14 protein-coding genes are annotated in these 18,174 nt (G+C 70.1%); 4 read left to right on the top strand and 10 right to left on the bottom strand.

All coding sequences use genetic code 11. From position 1 onward, the window contains the following. Window positions 1–3: 3 nt before the first annotated feature. Window positions 4–543, bottom strand: coding sequence for a flavoprotein (locus AB0M47_RS13925; protein WP_363412718.1), 540 nt, complete (start codon window positions 541–543; stop codon window positions 4–6). Continuing rightward, window positions 540–1,769 carry a helix-turn-helix domain-containing protein gene (locus AB0M47_RS13920; protein ID WP_253760940.1) on the bottom strand — a complete coding sequence of 410 codons (1,230 nt, stop codon included), beginning with the start codon at window positions 1,767–1,769 and terminating at the stop codon, window positions 540–542. The genes AB0M47_RS13925 and AB0M47_RS13920 overlap by 4 nt, the downstream gene beginning before the upstream one ends. Before the next feature lie 270 nt (window positions 1,770–2,039). Between AB0M47_RS13920 and AB0M47_RS13915 the strand changes: the two genes are divergently transcribed. Continuing rightward, window positions 2,040–2,762, top strand: coding sequence for a bifunctional DNA primase/polymerase (locus AB0M47_RS13915; RefSeq protein WP_363412716.1), 723 nt, complete (start codon window positions 2,040–2,042; stop codon window positions 2,760–2,762). A gap of 441 nt (window positions 2,763–3,203) precedes the next feature. Here AB0M47_RS13915 and AB0M47_RS13910 read toward each other — a convergent pair whose 3' ends face one another. After that, a complete protein-coding gene (locus tag AB0M47_RS13910; RefSeq protein ID WP_363412714.1) occupies window positions 3,204–4,289 on the bottom strand; it encodes a branched-chain amino acid aminotransferase in 1,086 nt (361 codons plus the stop codon). A 162-nt stretch (window positions 4,290–4,451) separates the two neighbouring features. After that, entirely contained in the window at window positions 4,452–5,498 is a 1,047-nt protein-coding gene (locus AB0M47_RS13905; RefSeq protein WP_363412712.1) for a 3-isopropylmalate dehydrogenase, read from the bottom strand. A gap of 118 nt (window positions 5,499–5,616) precedes the next feature. On the opposite strand from AB0M47_RS13905, the gene AB0M47_RS13900 reads away from it, so the two are divergent. Both AB0M47_RS13900 and AB0M47_RS13895 read left to right on the top strand, forming a co-directional pair. Further along, complete coding sequence (locus AB0M47_RS13900) at window positions 5,617–6,357, top strand: hypothetical protein (RefSeq protein ID WP_363412710.1); 741 nt, start codon at window positions 5,617–5,619, stop codon at window positions 6,355–6,357. Beyond that, complete coding sequence (locus AB0M47_RS13895; protein ID WP_363412708.1) at window positions 6,354–6,596, top strand: hypothetical protein; 243 nt, start codon at window positions 6,354–6,356, stop codon at window positions 6,594–6,596. Before AB0M47_RS13900 ends, AB0M47_RS13895 begins: the two co-directional genes overlap by 4 nt. 211 nt (window positions 6,597–6,807) lie before the next feature. Here AB0M47_RS13895 and serA read toward each other — a convergent pair whose 3' ends face one another. The 6 genes from serA to AB0M47_RS13865 form a co-directional block, all read right to left on the bottom strand. After that, window positions 6,808–8,406 (bottom strand): phosphoglycerate dehydrogenase, encoded by a 1,599-nt coding sequence (gene serA / locus AB0M47_RS13890; RefSeq protein WP_253760934.1) that lies wholly within the window; start codon window positions 8,404–8,406, stop codon window positions 6,808–6,810. 266 nt (window positions 8,407–8,672) lie between these two features. Beyond that, a complete protein-coding gene (gene mpgS / locus AB0M47_RS13885) occupies window positions 8,673–9,962 on the bottom strand; it encodes a mannosyl-3-phosphoglycerate synthase (RefSeq protein ID WP_363412706.1) in 1,290 nt (429 codons plus the stop codon). Between the two features lie 182 nt (window positions 9,963–10,144). Next, window positions 10,145–11,155 (bottom strand): ketol-acid reductoisomerase, encoded by a 1,011-nt coding sequence (gene ilvC / locus AB0M47_RS13880; protein ID WP_253760932.1) that lies wholly within the window; start codon window positions 11,153–11,155, stop codon window positions 10,145–10,147. A gap of 96 nt (window positions 11,156–11,251) precedes the next feature. Beyond that, on the bottom strand, window positions 11,252–11,773 hold the full coding sequence (ilvN, locus tag AB0M47_RS13875; RefSeq protein WP_253760931.1) for an acetolactate synthase small subunit: 522 nt from the start codon (window positions 11,771–11,773) through the stop codon (window positions 11,252–11,254). Beyond that, complete coding sequence (locus AB0M47_RS13870) at window positions 11,773–13,593, bottom strand: acetolactate synthase large subunit (RefSeq protein WP_253760930.1); 1,821 nt, start codon at window positions 13,591–13,593, stop codon at window positions 11,773–11,775. The genes ilvN and AB0M47_RS13870 overlap by 1 nt, the downstream gene beginning before the upstream one ends. 144 nt (window positions 13,594–13,737) lie before the next feature. Next, a complete protein-coding gene (locus AB0M47_RS13865) occupies window positions 13,738–16,071 on the bottom strand; it encodes an EAL domain-containing protein (RefSeq protein ID WP_363412704.1) in 2,334 nt (777 codons plus the stop codon). Window positions 16,072–16,223: 152 nt separating this feature from the next. On the opposite strand from AB0M47_RS13865, the gene ilvD reads away from it, so the two are divergent. Next, window positions 16,224–18,071, top strand: a complete 1,848-nt coding sequence (ilvD, locus tag AB0M47_RS13860; protein ID WP_363412702.1) for a dihydroxy-acid dehydratase — start codon at window positions 16,224–16,226, stop codon at window positions 18,069–18,071. Window positions 18,072–18,174 lie beyond the last annotated feature (103 nt).

Below are 18,174 nucleotides of genomic sequence, written 5' to 3'. Positions count from 1 at the left end.
AGACTAGGCCACATCGAGGCGTTTGCGGATCTCGCTCAGCGCGAGGTCCCACGGCATCGCCTCGAAATGCGCCTCGCCCTCGCCGGGCCGGAACGTCGGCAGGATGTCCTGCCCCCAGAGGACGGTCACTCCCCAGCCCCGTAGCCGTTCGAGTGACTCGACGAACGCCGGGTGGCCGGCCATCCCGGAGTTCGTGAAGGGGACGGCGACGATCGGCAGGCCACGGCCGAGTCCCTCGCAGAGCAGACCGAGCGCGAGCGTGTCGGCGATGCCGGCGGCCCACTTGGCGATCGTGTTGGCGGTCGCGGGCGCGACGATCATCGCGTCGGCGGCCGGGAGCAGATCCGGTTCGCCGGGGTTCTTGAAGGTGCTGCGGACGGCGTACCCGGTCTGCTCGGCGAGCGCCGGGACGTCGATGAACTTGCGGCCGTCGGGGGTCGCGACGACGCAGACCTGCCAGCCGATCTCCTGCGCGCTCGTGACGAGGCGCGCCACCTCCCGCGCGGCGGGCGAGCCGCACGTCACTACATATAGGACGGTCAAACGCCGACTCCCATGTGCTCGGCCAGTTCCGCGATGGGCGCCGACGGGGTGCCCTTGGTTCGCCGGAGGACGTCCGAGAGTACCTCGTGCGCGATGGGGCGGCAGCGGATCTCGGCTGCCGCGAGCCGATCGCCTTCCAGCAGCATCTCCCCCGCCCGGTCGACGTCGCCGACCTGGGCGAACCCGCGGGCCATGTCGAGGAAGTGATGCGCCCGGCGTTCCGGCATCAGCGTCGTGAACGACGACGCCGGGATGCTCTGCTCGTGCACGTTGACCGCGAGGCCGCCCTCGCCGATCTCGACGCTGGCCGCGGCCCGGTGCAGCAGCACGTTCGTCGGCCCGAAGCAGCTCCAGTAATGGTTCTGGTCCTCGCCGACCGCTGCGCCCGCGTCGGCCGCGCCGTCGAGCAGGTCGCGCATCGTCGCGCTGTCGCCGATCCGGGCCGCTGCCATGGCGCCCTGGAGGAGCAGCATGCCGTAGACGGAAAGCTGTTCGGGTGACGAGTCGCCGGTCCCGGGGGCGAGCCGGTTCGCCACGTTGACGTTGATCTCCAACGCCGGGCGCGCCCGGCCGAGGGCGAGCAGCGCCGAGCCCACGCGATAGGTCGCGGTGCCGGCCAGCAACGGATCTCCGGCACGCTGCGCCACCGCGATCGACCGGTCGGCGGCCAGCCAGGCCAGCTCCAGTTCGCCGAGCTTGCGCAGCACCGACGAGGAGATCTGGTAGACCTGCCCGAGCAGTTTCGCGACGTCGGTCGCTTGATCGGTCGCCGCGTACGCCGTGTCGGCGGCCTGGGCGTCCCGCAGCAACTTCGGCAGACTCCGTGCCAGTACGCCGTATCGCGCGTGCTGGAAGGTCAGCCAGGCGTGGTTGACCGCCTTGTGCATCTCCGGGACGGGTGGCGGTTCGCCGGCCGGGCTGAAGAACGCGCTGAACGCGTCGTAACGCTCCAACGCGGCACGGATCTCGGCGACCTCGACGGCGTCGACGCAGTTGACCGACTCCGGTTTGCGCTCAGGTTCCTTGCCCAGCAACAGTTGCACGTCGACTTGAAGCACATCGGCGATCTCGTAGACCACGGAGAACTTGTCCAGCCGGCGTACGCCGCGCTCGACTTTGTCGACCCAGCTCTTGGACTTGCCTAGGCGGTCGGCGAAGACCTGCTGGGACATCTTCCGGCGGTTGCGCCAGTAGGCGACCCGTCTTCCTATCGGCAGCTCGTCCACGTGCTCGACCTCCCCGGGGCTAGTCGCACACCATGTGCGCTGAGGTTACCGCTCTCGCTCGTAATTTTCGATGCAAGTTGCACAAGCTGTTGCCTGGTCCAACGAGATGTACGCCGTACCGGTGACGCCGTACCGCACAGTGATGTTCGGCAATGCGGCAACTTCGGAAACACCAGGTGGAAGCGCAGCAGGTCAACGGATTGGGGGTACGACGAGATGCACTGGGCCATCGACAGATGGGTGTCCCACTTCCGACTTCGGCGAGCCGCGATGCGCTTCGCTGAGGAGGACTGGACCGTCACTCCGGGGGCTTGGCTCGAACCCGCGGGCGACGAGGCGCCGTCTCGATTCGAATGTGGACGGCCGGGGTGCGTCACCAGTTCGTGCCACCCGGCGCTGGCCCATTGGGACTCCGACGCCACCACCGATCCGGCGCAGGTCGAGGAATGGTGGCAGGACGCGCCGTACTCGCTGCTCCTGGCCACCGGCCATGGGATCGAGGTCATCGAGGTTCCGGCGCTGCTGGGCGCGCGGGCGGTCTGCGGTCCGGTCACCGGGCCCGGCCGGCCGTCGGTCACCGGCGCACTGCGGGGACCCGTCGCGGTCACTCCGCAGGACCGGTGGATGTTCTTCGTGCGTACCGAGGGGGAGGCGGCACGGCTGTGCCCGGAGCTGTCGAGCCGCGAGGACGTCCTGTGCCACGCCACGGACTCCTGGGTCCCCCTGCCGCCGACCCGGTTGCGCAGCGGTCCCGTCCGCTGGGAGGTGTCGCCGGACGACGTCGGCTGGCGCCTGCCGACCAGCGACCAGGCGCAGCAGGCGCTGCTCGCGGCGATGGTGGCGCTGGACGCGTCGCTGCTGGACTCCCGGCACAGCCGGACGATCACGCCCGCGCCGCCCGCCCCCGCCGCGACGGTGTATCCCATGACGTTGCGGAGATCCGCACGGTCTACAACGGACGCATCCATGGAAGTTCTACGTCGTGCCGCCTGAACGTCCGCGATACCCTGCACAATGTCCGATTGCTGGGGGTGTGCCAGTGTCCGGCCACGTCTGCTGTCGTTGGTCGGGGTATCGAAGGAGTTTGACATGGCACACCACAGCACTCCAGCAAACCTAGGACGCCACGGCGCCGACGTCGACACCCTTACCGGGGTCACCCGTTCGATGAGCTGGGCCGGAACCCGTCCGGCCGGGTCACGCCCGGTCGGCTCCCGCCCGGCGGGCGCGCGGCCGACCTCGTCGCGGCCACCGCGTCGCTGACGGCCGACTCCCTGTCACCCACCGAGCGCACCTACCGAGCGCACCCACCGAGCGCACCTAGCGAGCGCACCAACCGCGCGCACCTACCGCGCACCGCGCGTCCTGGGCGCCTGGCGAAAACAGATCAGGGATACGCGTGCTTTCGGCGTATCCCTGAAATGCGGGTGAGACTCAGAGGAGGCGAGACGTCCAGCCATAGGGGTCCGCAGCCCGGCCCCACTGGATGTCCAGGATGCGCTTGCGCAGCGAGTCGGTGACCGGGCCGGTGCCGCCGTCGGCGATGGTGAAGTCCCCCGCCTCGGACCGGATGGTCCCGATCGGCGTGACCACCGCGGCCGTGCCGCAGGCGAACGACTCGACCACCCGGCCGCTGAGCGCGCCCTCGCGCCACTCGTCCATGCTGATCGGCCGCTCCTCGATGGCGCGGCCGTCGGCCCGCGCCAGCGTCATGAGCGAGTCACGCGTGATGCCCGGCAGGATGGTGCCGGTCAGCGGCGGCGTCACGAGCGTGCCGTCGTCGAGGACCAGGAAGACGTTCATGCCGCCCAGCTCGTCGACATACTTGCGCTCCACCGCGTCCAGGAAGACGACCTGGTCGCAGCCCTTCTCGGCAGCCTCCAGCATCGGCGCGAGCGAGGCGGCGTAGTTGCCGCCGCACTTGGCCGCGCCGGTGCCGCCGGGCGCGGCGCGCGTGTACTCACTGGAGACCCACAGCGAGACCGGCTTGACGCCACCGGTGAAGTACGCGCCGACCGGCGAGGCGATCACGCAGAAGATGTACTCCTTGGCCGGCCGCACGCCGAGGAACACCTCGCTGGCGATCTGGAACGGCCGCAGGTAGAGGCTGGCCTCCTCGGCGCCCGGGATCCAGTCGCGGTCGATCGTGACGAGTTCGCGGATCGCGCCGAGGAACAGCTCCGGCGGCAACGGCGCCATCGCCATCCGCTGGGCCGAGTCGACGAAGCGCGCGGCGTTGGCGTCCGCCCGGAACAGGCTCACCCCGCCGTCGGCGAGCTGGTAGGCCTTCAGCCCCTCGAAGATCTCCTGCGCGTAATGGAGCACCGCCGTCGCGGGATCGAGCGGAAGGGGTCCGCGCGCCTCGACGCGCGCGTCGTACCAGCCCTTGCCCTCCGCGTACTTGATGGTCACCATGTGGTCCGTGAATACCCGGCCGAAACCGGGGTTGGCCAGGAGCGCCTCGCGCTCCGCCCGCGCGACCGGGTGGGGGTTGGGGTGGATCTCGAACTGGTCTCCCATGGCGGCGTGCCCTCCATCTGATGCCACTGGGGTGACGAGGCCGCGCTGCGGGCGTCACCGTGGTCTGGCTGAAACTTACCTCTAACGGTCGTTCAACTGCAGACCCGGGCTGTGCCGGACAACGGGAGAAAGCTCGCGCCCGGCCACGGCCGGGCCGTGGTGCTACTGCGCGCCTACTACGGCGCCGCCGGCTACGAGCTGGGCGACCCGGTCGCCGACCTCGGCGGTCACGACCGCGGCACCGTTACGCTGCGTGAGCTCCGCCGCCACCGCGTCATTGATCTTCTGGGCCGCCTCGGGGTGGCCGAGGTGGTCCAGGCACAGGCCCACCGACAGAATCGCGGCCACCGGGTCCGCGACGCCCTTGCCCGCGATGTCCGGTGCGGATCCGTGCACCGGCTCGAACATCGACGGGTACGCCGAAAGCGGGTTGATGCAGCCGCTGGCCGCCAAGCCGATGCCACCCGTCACCGCAGCGGCGATGTCGGTCAGGATGTCGCCGAACAGGTTGTCCGTCACGATCACGTCATAGCGCTGCGGGTTCGTCACCATGAACATCGAAGCCGCGTCGACGTGCTGGTACTCCGTCGCGATGTCCGGGTACTCCGCCTTGACCGCGTCGAACGTCCGCGCCCAGAGGCCGCCGGCGTGGCTCAGCACGTTCGTCTTGTGCACCATGGTGACCTTGTGGCGCTCGCGCCGGGTCGCCCGCTCGAACGCGTCGCGGATGACGCGCTCGACACCGTGGCGGGTGTTGAGGCTCTCCTCGGTGGCCACCTCGGCCGGCGTCCCGCGGTGCATGGTGCCGCCCGCGCCGGTGTAGAGGCCCTCGGTGCCCTCCCGGACCACGACGAAGTCGATCTCGCCCGGCTTCACCCCGGCCAGCGGACCGACGGTGCCCGGCCACAGCCGGCTCGGGCGCAGGTTGACGTACTGGTCGAAGTCGAATCGGAGCTTCAGCAGCAGCCCGCGCTCCAGGACGCCCGGCGGTACGCTGGGGTCACCGACCGCGCCGAGCAGGATCGCGTCGTGCTGGGCCAGTTCCTCCTGGACGCTGGCGGGAAGCACCTCGCCGGTCCGGTGGTATCGTGCCGCGCCGAGGTCGTATTCGGTGGTCTCGACGGAAGGCAGCAAGGTGCGCAGCACCTTGAGTCCCTCGGCGACCACCTCGGTCCCGATGCCGTCACCAGCCACGACTGCGATGCGCACGACGTCTCCACTCCGTTGGGTACGCTCGACTGTACGGCCACCGTCCTACGAAGCGGTACTCGCGTCCCACTTTCTGGTACGCCCCCCGCAGGTGGCGAGCAGCCCTCACAATTGCGAGATGCAGTCGTCGCTCACCCCCGACGAAGCTGTACGCGCGTACCGGACGTTGGAGCGTCGCGGTTCCATCGTCGCGGCCGGCGCGATGGCCTGCCTCGTCTTCCTGTGGTGGTTGGAGGCCCCCGCCTATCTGGCGGTGCCCGGGGTCGCGCTGGTCTTCGGCGGCCTCGTCATCACGGTGAAACGCCAATCCGCCCTACCCCGTGCAGTCGAGGCGTTGCACGCGCTGAGCGCCGCCGGCCACGCCCCTCCGGATCGCCGCGACGTGCGTACGCGCTGGTGGCATCTGGACAACACGTTCCCGCTGATCGTGCTGGTCTATTGCGTCGTGTACACCTACCTCGACGGCCGCGGCCTCGTCGTGTTGGCCAACGCGCTCGTCGTCGCCGCCCTGCCCTTCTTCGTCGCGGTGGAGGCGTACTCCAACCCGTTCATGCCCCGGCTGCCCGGGGTGGCGCTCCGGCTGACGCCGGACGGCGTCGAACTGCCGAAGGCCCGGATCACACTCCGTTGGCCGGAGATCGCCGCGATCTGGCCGATCCCCGACTCGGACACCCATCACCTGGGGCTGGCCCTGCACCTCGCCGATCCGGAAACCAGCCTGGTCAGCCGCCGGATGCGGCGCGCCGCCGCCCGTAACGGGGGCTGCGTCTTCCTCCGGGCCAGCTGGCTTCAGGCCCCCCTGGTGGATCTGCTCCAGACGGCGCACGCGTACAAGAGAGCATCGGTGGAGGGCAGATGACGCCGCGCTGGCGGGACGTTCCGCGTACGACGCGGGAGGAGGTCCGCCGGCTCGCGCACCGCGGGTATCCACACCCGGACCCGGCGGTCCAGCAGGCGGCGGCCGCCTGGGGCGCCCGAGCGCGCCGCCACGCGTTCTGGATGTCCCCCTTCGTGGCGCTGGCACCGTCCCCGCCTACTCCGGCCAACCCGTTGATCATGGGGTTGACACCCTCGCCACACCGCCGACACCACGGTTAACTCCATGATCAACGAGGAGAAGGCGGGTAGGTGGGTGGGTGGGCGGCTGGGGGTGGGCGGCTGGGGGTGGGTGCGCCGATGGCCGGGACGCGGCAATCGTCCCGGCCATCGGTTTTGAGCACATGCGGGTCGCGTCACCCGAAGACGGACCCGAAGTCCACTGGGGACTTCAGCAGGTTAACGGGCGTCGCAACGCAAAGCAAGCATCCGGTCACTCTTCGGTGAGGTCAACCGCCGCCGCTGCAGTCGCGCCGATCGACGCGGCCGCCTGCTGGAGCAGCTCGGCACCGATTCCACTGTCGACCGTCAGGGTCATCAGCGCCTCACCGCCGGCCGCCCGCCGGGAGACCTGCATCGAGGCGATGTTGACCCCGGCCTGGCCGAGGAAGGTGCCGATCGTGCCGACGATGCCGGGGCGGTCGGCGTACCGGAAGAAGAGGAGCACGCCCTCGGCGTCCAGCTCCAGGTCGAAGTCGTCGACCGCGGTCAGCTTCACCTGGTCGCGGAAGCCGTTCGAGACGACCGTGCCCGAGACGGTGACGACGCGACCGTTCGGCTTCGCTCCGCGTACCGTCACGAGATTCTTGTGGCCCACGACCTCGGCCGAGGTGACCAGCTCGACCTCGACGCCGCGGTCCGCCGCGAGCAGCGGCGCGTTGACGTAGGTGACCTGCTCTTCCACGACGGCGCCGAAGAGGCCCTTGGTCGCGGCGAGCTTGAGGACCGACACGTCGTTGGCGATGATCTCGCCGCGGACGTCGACCGTCACGCTGGCGGCGACTCCGCCGGCGACGGCGGTGAAGACCTTGCCGAGCTTCTCGGCGAGCGGCAGCAGCGGGCGGACCGCCTCGGCCACGACCCCGCCGGCCTGGACGTTGACGGCGTCCGGCACGAACTCGCCCTGGAGCGCGAGCTTCACGCTCTTGGCGACGGCCAGGCCCGCCTTGTCCTGCGCCTCGGCGGTGGACGCGCCCAGGTGCGGGACGGCCACGACGTTGTCGAAGGCGAACAGCGGCGAGTCGGTGCACGGCTCCTTGGCGAAGACGTCCAGGCCCACGCCCGCGACCCGGCCGTCGGCGACCGCGTCGGCCAGGGCGGCCTCGTCGATCAGCCCACCGCGGGCGGCGTTGACGATGCGTACGCCGGGCTTGACCATCTTGAGCTCGTTGACGCCGATGAGGCCGAGCGTCTCCGGGGTCTTCGGCAGGTGGACCGAGATGAAGTCGGACTCGCGAAGCAGCTCCTCCAGGCCGACCAGGCGGACGCCGAGCTGAGCGGCGCGGGCCGGCTGGACGTAGGGGTCGTACGCGATGAGCCGGGTGCCGAACGCGGCCATCCGCTGCGCGAAGAGCACGCCGATCCGGCCGAGGCCGACGACGCCGACCGTCTTGCCCTGGATCTCGACGCCGGTGAACTTCGAGCGCTTCCACTCGCCCTTCTTGAGCGAGGCGCTCGCGACGGCGGTGTGCCGGGCGACCGCGAGCAGCAGCGCGACGGCCTGCTCGGCGGCGGAGACGATGTTGGAGGTCGGCGCGTTGACCACCATGACGCCTCGGGCGGTGGCGGCGGCGGAGTCGACATTGTCCAGGCCGACACCGGCACGGGCCACGACCTTGAGCCGGGAACCGGCGGCGATCGCCTCGGCGTCGATCTTGGTGGCGCTTCGGACGATCACGGCGTCGGCTTCGGCGAGCGCGGCGAGCAGGGCCGGGCGGTCGGTGCCGTCGACGTGCCGGACGTCGAAGTCGTGGGCGAGGACGTCGAGGGCCGCAGGAGCGAGCTCTTCGGCGATGAGAACGACGGGAGTCACTGTTGCCTCACGGGATTCTTGTGATCCAGGCCGGACGGGCCAGGGCAGAAAAGAGAGAACCGGCCCGCGACATGACGTGTGCTGGTGGCACGCCGCAGACGGTCGCTCCGTGGTGGGGAGGACCGCCGGAACGCAACGCCGCGCTCGGGCTCTACCAGGCGAATCGTACGGCTTATGGGGCATCCGGCGCTGGGCTGGCACGGCGTGACGGTCATCACGTCACCCCGTCCGGGACGCTATCGGGCGCGTCCCGGGCGGGCAACGGCCTATGCGAGCACCGATGTCTCCCGAACCGTGTCGTGCACGACACCCCGCTCGATCGGGACGACCGTGCGCGGCGTCACAGCCGTCACCTTGTGACCGAACTGACGGAACGACGTCGCCTCACCGGCGAGCACGTCGTAGAGGCGATCCAGGGCGAGGGTGCCGACCGGCGGGTAGACGCGTTCCCGCGGCGGCTCCTGACCGGGCTCCAGCGCCCCCTGCAGGATCAGGAAATCCAAGATCTCCGTACGCAGGGAGGGCGGGCAGACCGGGGAGTGGTAGAGCACGTTGAGCGCCTGGAAGCGCATCGACTGGACGTGCTCGTCGCCCTTGTTGTCGTGGAAATGCGGATTGCACGTGCCGATCTGCAACATCGGTACGCCCACCTCGGGCGGGACCGGTGACGCGTCCGGCAGCACCCCGCCGAACTGTTCGAACAGTTCGACGAATTGGAACGGCTCGACGGCGAACCCGCCGGCCATCCGCATCCGCAGGCCGAGCTCCAGGCTGAGCGCGTGCTCACCGGCGTTGCCGGTGACGATCGCGTCGGTGCCGAATCCGGAGTACTCGGCGAGCAGCCGATTGAGGAAGTCGTTGGTGACCTCCGACGTCCGCCCGCGCTTGCTGAAGAACAGCCGCCCGTCGCGGACCTTCGGCTTGGAGTCCCACGCGATGCGGACCATCGAGTAAGGACTGTCGGCCAACGCGAGACCGGCCGCGTAGACCTTGCAGTACTCGTGGACCGACCCGGGGACGTAGTTGTCGGCGTCCACGTAACCGATGTAGCGACGCCCGCTCATGGCGGCCAGCGCCATGGCGAGGATCATCGCCTCACCCTTGCCTCGGCGTACGCCGCCTTCGGACTCGTCGACGATCTCGGGCATGCCCGCCGCCTTCATCGCGGCGCCCACCCCCGGATCGCGCTGATGCACCGCCAGAGCCGGCCGGTTGGCCAACCGGCAGTACTCCTCCAGCGAGCGCAGCTCGATGTCGTACCGGTCCACGGGGGTCCGGTCACTGTTCGAGACGAGGACGATGAGGCAGTCGTGCGGGATGCCCGCCAGAACTCCCTCGATCACCCGGCGCGGCTCGTTCATGCAGGGGACGACGATGACCATGTCGCGCTCGATCCCCCGGAGCGTGTCCCGGCCGACCACCCGGGTCGAGCCGTCCCCTTGGACCCGCTCGACCTCGTTGTCGGCCGCGGAGCCATCGATCTCGACGACTCGCTGCAACGGGCTGATTCGGACGGCGCCGAACCGCTCCGTTCGGTACGAATACTCCAACCGCATGGCCGGACGATACCTGAACGGACGATAAAGCACCCACCCATGGGATTTCGGGGAGCGCCAAGTGGATGAACTCTGCGTTACGCAATACGTCAAAACGGGGCACAAAAAACGGGCCACGCTCCGGAGGATCGCCCCGGCGTGGCCCGTCCTTACCTGAAGGTTCCAGCTGTTGGCGGAAAAACTCAGGCAGTCTCGGTGATCGGCCGGTCGACCCAGCTCATCATTCCGCGCAGCTTCTTGCCGACCTCCTCGATCGGGTGGTCCGCACCCTGCTGCTGCAGCTTGGTGAAGTTCGGGCGGCCGGCGTCGTCCTCGGCGATCCACTCGCGGGCGAACTCGCCCGACTGGATCTCACCCAGGATCTTGCGCATCTCGTCCTTGACGGCGGAGTTGATGACGCGCGGGCCGCGGGTCACGTCGCCGTACTCGGCGGTGTCCGAGACGCTGTAGCGCATCCGGGCGATGCCGCCCTCGTACATGAGGTCCACGATGAGCTTCAGCTCGTGCAGGCACTCGAAGTACGCGATCTCGGGCGAGTAGCCCGCCTCGGTCAGCACCTCGAAGCCGGTCTGCACCAGCGCGGCCGTGCCGCCGCAGAGGACCGCCTGCTCGCCGAAGAGGTCGGTCTCCGTCTCCTCGGTGAAGGTGGTCTGGATGACGCCGGCGCGGGTGCCGCCGATGCCCTTGGCGTACGACAGGGCCAGAGCGAGCGCGCCGCCGGTGGGGTCCTGCTCGACGGCGACCAGACACGGCACGCCCTTGCCGTCGACGTACTGACGCCGGACCAGGTGACCCGGGCCCTTCGGCGCGACCATCGCCACGTCGACGTCGGCGGGCGGCTTGATCAGGCCGTACCGGATGTTGAGGCCGTGCCCGAAGAAGAGCGCCTTGCCGGCGGTCAGGTTCGGCTCGATGGCCTCGGCGTAGATCTTCCGCTGGGCGGTGTCCGGCGCGAGGATCATGATGACGTCGGCCTCGGCCGCCGCCTCGAACGGGGTGACGACCCGCAGACCCTGCTCCTCGGCCTTGGCCCGGCTCTTCGAGCCCTCGGGCAGGCCCACCCGGACGTCGACGCCCGAGTCACGCAGCGACAACGCGTGCGCGTGTCCCTGGCTGCCGTAGCCGATCACCGCGACCTTGCGGCCGGCGATCACCGAGAGGTCGGCGTCGTCGTCGTAGAAAACCTCGGTCACTTGAACTCTTCCTTCCTGGGCAAACCTTGCTCATCCTGCCGCCGGGCCGTCACTGGCCCGTACGGTGGGACGGGATGTCTCAATATGTAGAACGGATCAGGCGGCGGATCGGAGCGCGGGCGCGGCGGTGATGGAGCGCGACCCGCGGCCGATGGCGACCCGGCCCGACTGCACCATCTCCTTGATGCCGAACGGCTCCAGGTCGCGCAGCAGCGCGTCGAGCTTCTCGGAGGTCCCGGTCGCCTCGATGGTGAGGGCGTCCGCGGCCACGTCCACGACGCGTGCCCGGAACAGCTGCACCGTCTCCAGCACCTGCGACCGGATCGGCCGATCGGCCCGGACCTTCACCAGCAGCAGCTCGCGCTGCACCGAGGCGGCCGGCTCCAGCTCCACGATCTTCAGGACGTTGATCAGCTTGTTGAGCTGCTTGGTGACCTGCTCCAGCGGCTGGGTCTCCGCGTCCACGACGATGGTGATCCGGGAGATCTCCGGGTGCTCGGTCTCCCCCACCGCGAGCGAGTCGATGTTGAACCCGCGCCGGGAGAACAGCCCCGAGACCCGGGCGAGCACGCCCGGCTTGTTCTCCACCAGAACCGACAGCGTGTGCTTCGTGGCCATCACAGGTCGTCCTCGTCGAAGATGGGGCGCACGCCCCGGGCGAACATGATCTCGTCGTTGCTGGTGCCCGCGGCCACCATCGGCCACACCATCGCATCCTTGCCGACCACGAACTCCACCACGACGGGGGCGTCGTCGATCGCCATCGCGGCCTCGATCGTCTTGTCGACGTCGGCCGCGCTCTCGCAGCGCAGCCCGATGCAGCCCAGCGCCTCGGCGAGCTTCACGAAGTCGGGGATGCGGTGCTTGTGCGTACCCAGGTCGGTGTTGGAGTAACGCTCGCCGTAGAACAGCGTCTGCCACTGCCGGACCATGCCCAGGTTGCCGTTGTTGATCACGGCGATCTTGACCGGGATGCCTTCGAGGGCACAGGTCGCCAGCTCCTGGTTGGTCATCTGGAAGCAGCCGTCGCCGTCGATCGCCCAGACCACCGTCCCGGGCCGGCCGACCTTCGCGCCCATGGCGGCGGGGACGGCGTACCCCATGGTCCCGAGGCCGCCCGAGTTCAGCCAGGTCCCCGGCTTCTCGTACTTGATGAACTGGCTGGCCCACATCTGATGCTGGCCCACGCCGGCGACGTAGATCGCGTCGGGTCCGGCGATCGCGCCGATGCGCTCGATGACGTACTGCGGGGCGAGGGTGCCGTCGGAGGGCTCGTCGTAGCCCAGCGGGTAGGTGGTCCGCATCTGGTCGAGCTGGCTCCACCATTCGGCCAGCCGTCGGCGGCTCGTCTCGTCCTGCCCGGCGAGGGCGGTCAGCAGCTCCTCGATGACGTGCTTGGCGTCACCGACGATCGGCACGTCCACCGTGCGGTTCTTGCCGATCTCGGCGGGGTCGATGTCGGCGTGGATGATGTGCGCGTCCGGCGCGAACGTCTCCAGCTTGCCGGTCACCCGGTCGTCGAACCGCGCGCCCAGGGCGATCAGCAGGTCCGAGCGCTGGAGGGCGTACACCGCGGCGACGGTGCCGTGCATGCCGGGCATGCCCAGGTGCTGCGGGTGCGAGTCGGGGAACGCGCCGCGCGCCATCAAGGTGGTCACCACCGGCGCCCCGGTCAGCTCGGCCAGCTCCTTCAGCGCCTCGGTCGCCTGCGCCTTCAGCACGCCGCCGCCGACGTAGAGAACCGGGCGCTTGGCCTGCGAGATCAGCCGCGCGGCCTCCCGGATCTGCTTGCCGTGCGGGTGCAGCGTGGGCCGGTAGCCCGGCAGGTCCAGGGTCGGCGGCCAGCTGAAGGTGGTCTGGTTGGTGAGCACGTCCTTGGGGATGTCGACCAGCACCGGGCCCGGCCGGCCGGTCGCGGCCAGGTGGAAGGCCTCGGCCAGGATCCGGGGGATGTCCTCGCCTTCCTGCACGAGGAAGTTGTGCTTGGTGATCGGCAGGGTGATGCCCTGGATGTCGGCCTCCTGGAAGGCGTCCGACCCGATCGAGGGCCGCGCCACCTGCCCGGTGATCGCCACGATCGGCACCGAGTCCATGTACGCGTCGGCGATCGGCGTGACGAGGTTGGTCGCGCCGGGGCCGGACGTCGCGATGCAGACGCCCACCTTGCCGGTGGCCTGCGCGTAGCCGGTCGCCGCGTGTCCCGCGCCCTGCTCGTGGCGGACGAGGATGTGCCGGACGGAGGAGTCGAAGATCGGGTCGTACGCCGGGAGGATGGCGCCGCCCGGAATCCCGAACATCACCTCTACTCCGAGCGCCTCGAGCGACTTGACCAGGCTCTGCGCGCCGGTCACCTGAACGGGTGCGGGCGGCGGCGGGGTGGCCGCCGTGCGATGGGCGGCAGCCCGCTGAGCGAGCGCCTCCGGTGTGGGTCTGGTCATTCTTCTGCCTCTCGGTAACCCCAACGGCCGTAACTCAAGCAACAAAAAAGCCCTCGTGCTGTATGCACGGGGCTAGCGCACTCTCGATCTTGCTGAGAGTGCGCTCAGGTAAGTACTCGGGCGACGTGCCGGGTCGACATGGCGTCAACTCTTACGCATCTCAGCCGCTGAGTCAACTTCTCCCAGCTTCTGGGACAGCGGTGTCGTCTGCGCCGGCAGCGCGGGCGGGATCACGGGCGGCAGGTGGGCCGGCTGGGAAGAGGCGAGCAGCGCTTCCATGTGCTCCGCCGGCACTCCCCAGCCGAAGAGGCTGCCCTGGCCGAATCGGCAGCCGGCCCGCTCCACCGTCGCCCGCTGCGCCTTGTCGGTGATCCCCTCGGCGATGACTTCCAGCCCGAGCCGGTGCCCCATGCGTACCACCACGTCCACCATCGGGGCGGGCTGCGACTCGCGGACCCCGGTGTCCCAGACCAGGCTGTGGTCGATCTTGAGGATGTCGACGGGCAGGTGGCGCAGTTGCCCGAGCGACGAGTAGCCGGAGCCGAAGTCGTCGAGGGCGATCCGCGCGCCCATGTCGCGCAGGGCCGCGAGCCGGGCCTTCAGCTCCTCCAGGTCGGTGGCGACGGCCTGTTCGGTGACCTCGAACACGAGCCGCGACGCCGGTACGCGATGCGACCGCAGGACGTCGGCGACGCGGGTCACATACTCCGCGGGGTGCAGCTCGCGCGGCGAGACGTTGACCGACACCCAGACGTCGTGGCCGTCGGCGAGCCATCGGGCGAGCTGGCGGCAGGCCTCGTTGAGCACCCAGGTGCCGAGCTGGACGATGAGGCCGGAGTCCTCGGCGATCGGGATGAACTCGTCGGGGTTGATCGTGCCGAGTTCGGGATGGTGCCACCGCGTGAGCGCCTCGGCCCCGATCGGGCGCATCGACGGCAGGGACACCACCGGCTGGAACACCACGCGCAGTTCGTCGCGCTCGATCGCGCCGCGCAGCTCGTGCTCGACCGTCGTACGCCGCCGCAGCCATTCGTCGTACTCCTGCGAGTACTCCTCGACCCGGTTCTTGCCGCGCTGCTTGGCGAACCGCAGCGCGAGATCGGCGTTGCGCATGAGCATCGGCACGTTGTCGGCCTCCTTGCAGCCGGCGAGGCCGATGCTGGCCGAGAGGTAGACCATGCCCTGGCGGGCCTGATAGGGGCGGCAGAGGACGCCGAGCAGCCGTTCGGCGACGAGCATCGCCTCGGTCGGGCGGGCCCACATGAGCACCGCGAACTCGTCGCCGCCGAGCCGGGCCGCCACGTCGCCGGGGCGCAGGTTGAGCCGCAGTCGCTGGCCGACTTCCACCAGGACGTCGTCGCCGACGTCGTGGCCCCGCATGTCGTTGACGTTCTTGAAGCCGTCCAGGTCGATCGCGAGCAGCGTGCAGGGCGGGCCGCCGACCGCGTCCTCGAACAGGGTCCGCAGCAGGCCCCGGCGGTTGCTCAGCCCGGTCAGCGGATCGGTGTGGGCCAGCTCCCGGAAGTGGCGCTCGCTGTCGGCCAGGCGGGTGGCGTACCGCTTCACGTCGAGGTAGCCCAGCTGCTGCCGGGCGACCAGGAGCAGGCCGACGACCATACCGGCGATGATGGTCGGCAGGTCGAGGGTGCCCTCGTTGCGCGACGCCTGGTAGGTGGTCGCCACCAGGATGGCGAAGACCGGGGTCAACGCGGTGAGCAGGCCGGACGTCGGGGCGGGCAGCTCCAGTTCGGCGCGGACGTCCCGCCAGCGGGGACGGAAGGCCATCAGCCCGACGCCGAGCGGCAGCAGCCCGCCGCCGACGAGGATCATCCAGCTCAATCCGTAGCAGATGCCGGTGCCGAGCGCGGTCTCGGCGACGACGGCGAGCGCACCCCCGATGGCCGCCCGCGCGATCGGCCGCCGTGGCGGCTGCACCCGGCTGGACAGGGTCAGGGCCAGCCCGGCGGTCAGCGGAGTGAACACGGCGGCCACGGCGATCGCTACGCAGCCGCCCCGGCTCGGCAGCGGGAACAGGGCCGAGTTCGGGTTCACGACGAACACCCAGCCGCAGATGAACAGCGCGGCTCCGATGGTCAACCCGTCGAGCAGGTGCCTCGTGCGTACGCCCGGGGTGTCGCCGATGCCGGGCAGCCGGAGCAGCCCCCAGCCCAGGATCGGGGCGCCGACGATGGCCCCGAGCGCGATCAGCGCGCCCAGCATCATGCGTTCGTGCCGATCGTCCTGCCAGCCGTCGGCCAGGAAGGCCACCGCGGCGAAGGTTGCGAGGAGCGGCCCGGCCAGGACCACCACGACCCCGCCGGCAAGCAGCCGGGGGCCGCGGGAGGACCGGCCGCTGGCACGGGCCGCCCGCCACAGGGACCAGGCGCCCGGCAGCGCGACGATCGCGCTCACCGAGGCTGCGAGAACCAGTGGCCGCTCCAGCGGAGCGGCTGCCGGCAGTCCCGAGGGGAGGAGCACGATTCCACTCTGCCGTACCGAAAAGATCCTTTCCGCACCCGCTGTGCGATTCGGAGTTAACAATTCGGAGTTCACCCGACGGGTTCCCGACAGATGGACCGGTCCGGGTGCCCGGCGAGCCGTTCCGGGATCTCGGTGGCAGACTTTTCAGCATGGTTGAGCTGCGGTCGAGGACCTCCACGCACGGCCGGACTATGGCGGGCGCACGGGCGCTGTGGCGCGCCACCGGCATGACCGACGACGATTTCGGCAAGCCGATCGTCGCCATCGCCAACAGCTACACCCAGTTCGTACCGGGTCACGTCCACCTCAAGGACCTCGGCGGCCTCGTCGCCGACGCGGTGGCGGCGGCCGGCGGAGTGGGGCGCGAATTCAACACGATCGCGGTCGACGACGGCATCGCGATGGGCCACGCGGGCATGCTCTACTCGCTGCCGAGCCGCGAGCTGATCGCCGACGCCGTGGAGTACATGGTGCAGGCGCACTGCGCCGACGCCCTGGTCTGCATCTCCAACTGCGACAAGATCACGCCGGGCATGCTGCTGGCCGCGCTGCGGCTCAACATCCCGACGGTCTTCGTCTCCGGCGGCCCGATGGAGGCCGGCAAGACGGTCGCGATCGAGGGCGTCGTCCACGAGAAGCTCGACCTGATCGACGCGATGGTCGCGGCCTCCAACGACTCCGTCAGCCAGGCGGACCTGGACCGCATCGAGCGGTCGGCCTGCCCGACCTGCGGTTCCTGCTCCGGCATGTTCACCGCGAACTCGATGAACTGCCTCACCGAGGCGATCGGTCTGGCCCTGCCGGGCAACGGGTCCACGCTGGCCACCCATGCCGCCCGCAAGGAGCTGTTCGAGCGGGCCGGCAGCCTGATCGTCGACCTGTGCAAGCGCTACTACGACGGCGACGACGCCTCGGTGCTGCCCCGGGCGATCGCCACCCGCGAGGCGTTCGAGAACGCGGTCGCGCTCGACGTCGCGATGGGCGGCTCGACCAACACCGTGCTGCACCTGCTGGCCGCCGCCCGCGAGGCCGAGCTGGACTTCGGCGTCGCCGACATCGACGCCGTCTCCCGCCGGGTGCCCTGCCTGGCCAAGGTCGCGCCGAACTCGCCGAAGTACCACATGGAAGACGTCCACCGGGCCGGCGGCATCCCCGCGATCCTCGGTGAACTCGACCGCGGCGGGATGCTGCACCGCGACGTCCACTCCGTGCACTCCCCGGACCTGACGTCGTGGCTGGCCGAGTGGGACATCCGCAGCGGGTCCACCAGCGACGTGGCGGTAGAGCTGTTCCACGCCGCTCCGGGCGGTGTGCGTACGACGGAGCCGTTCTCGACGCAGAACCGGTGGGCGACGCTGGACACCGACGCGGCGGGCGGCTGCATCCGCTCGGTCGAGCACGCGTACACCGCCGACGGCGGGCTCGCCGTGCTCCACGGCAACCTCGCCGAGGACGGCTGCGTGGTCAAGACGGCGGGCGTGCCGGAGGAGGTCTGGCGCTTCAGCGGACCGGCGAAGGTGTTCGAGTCGCAGGACGACGCGGTCACCGGCATCCTCGCCGGCCAGATCGTCCCCGGCGACGTCGTGGTCATCCGCTACGAGGGACCCAAGGGCGGGCCGGGCATGCAGGAGATGCTCTACCCGACCTCCTTCCTCAAGGGGCGGGGCCTCGGCAAGAGCTGCGCGCTGATCACCGACGGCCGGTTCTCCGGCGGCACCAGCGGGCTGTCCATCGGGCACATCTCGCCCGAGGCGGCCGGCGGCGGTCTCATCGCGCTCGTCGAGCCTGGCGACATCATCAGCATCGACATCCCGGCGCGCAGCCTCGTCCTGGAGGTGCCGCAGGACGTCCTCGACGCCCGGCGGGTCGCCCAGGACAAGCGCGATCGGCCCTACACGCCGGCCGACCGGGTCCGGCCGATCAGCGCGGCGCTGCGGGCATACGCGTCGATGACGACCAGCGCCAGCGACGGGGCGTACCGCCGCGTCCCCGACTGACCCGACTCCGCCGCTTCCCGCTGCGTTCCGCGACTTCCCGCCGCGTTGGGCGCTGGATCAGGGTTCCGGGTCGAATCTTGGGTCAAGATTCGACCGAGAACCC

Source organism: Hamadaea sp. NPDC051192, assembly GCF_040682475.1.
GTDB lineage: Bacteria > Actinomycetota > Actinomycetes > Mycobacteriales > Micromonosporaceae > Hamadaea > Hamadaea flava.
This window is presented reverse-complemented; position numbering and strand designations above follow the sequence as displayed.

What these genes read in the sequence shown, in the direction of transcription:
- ilvD (WP_363412702.1), top strand. Translation starts at nt 16,224, where the DNA reads ATGGTTGAGCTGCGGTCGAGGACCTCCACGCACGGCCGGACTATGGCG.
- AB0M47_RS13915 (WP_363412716.1), top strand. Translation starts at nt 2,040, where the DNA reads ATGCGCTTCGCTGAGGAGGACTGGACCGTCACTCCGGGGGCTTGGCTC.
- mpgS (WP_363412706.1), bottom strand. Translation starts at nt 9,962, where the DNA reads ATGCGGTTGGAGTATTCGTACCGAACGGAGCGGTTCGGCGCCGTCCGA.
- AB0M47_RS13900 (WP_363412710.1), top strand. Translation starts at nt 5,617, where the DNA reads ATGCAGTCGTCGCTCACCCCCGACGAAGCTGTACGCGCGTACCGGACG.
- AB0M47_RS13895 (WP_363412708.1), top strand. Translation starts at nt 6,354, where the DNA reads ATGACGCCGCGCTGGCGGGACGTTCCGCGTACGACGCGGGAGGAGGTC.
- AB0M47_RS13910 (WP_363412714.1), bottom strand. Translation starts at nt 4,289, where the DNA reads ATGGGAGACCAGTTCGAGATCCACCCCAACCCCCACCCGGTCGCGCGG.
- AB0M47_RS13870 (WP_253760930.1), bottom strand. Translation starts at nt 13,593, where the DNA reads ATGACCAGACCCACACCGGAGGCGCTCGCTCAGCGGGCTGCCGCCCAT.
- ilvN (WP_253760931.1), bottom strand. Translation starts at nt 11,773, where the DNA reads ATGGCCACGAAGCACACGCTGTCGGTTCTGGTGGAGAACAAGCCGGGC.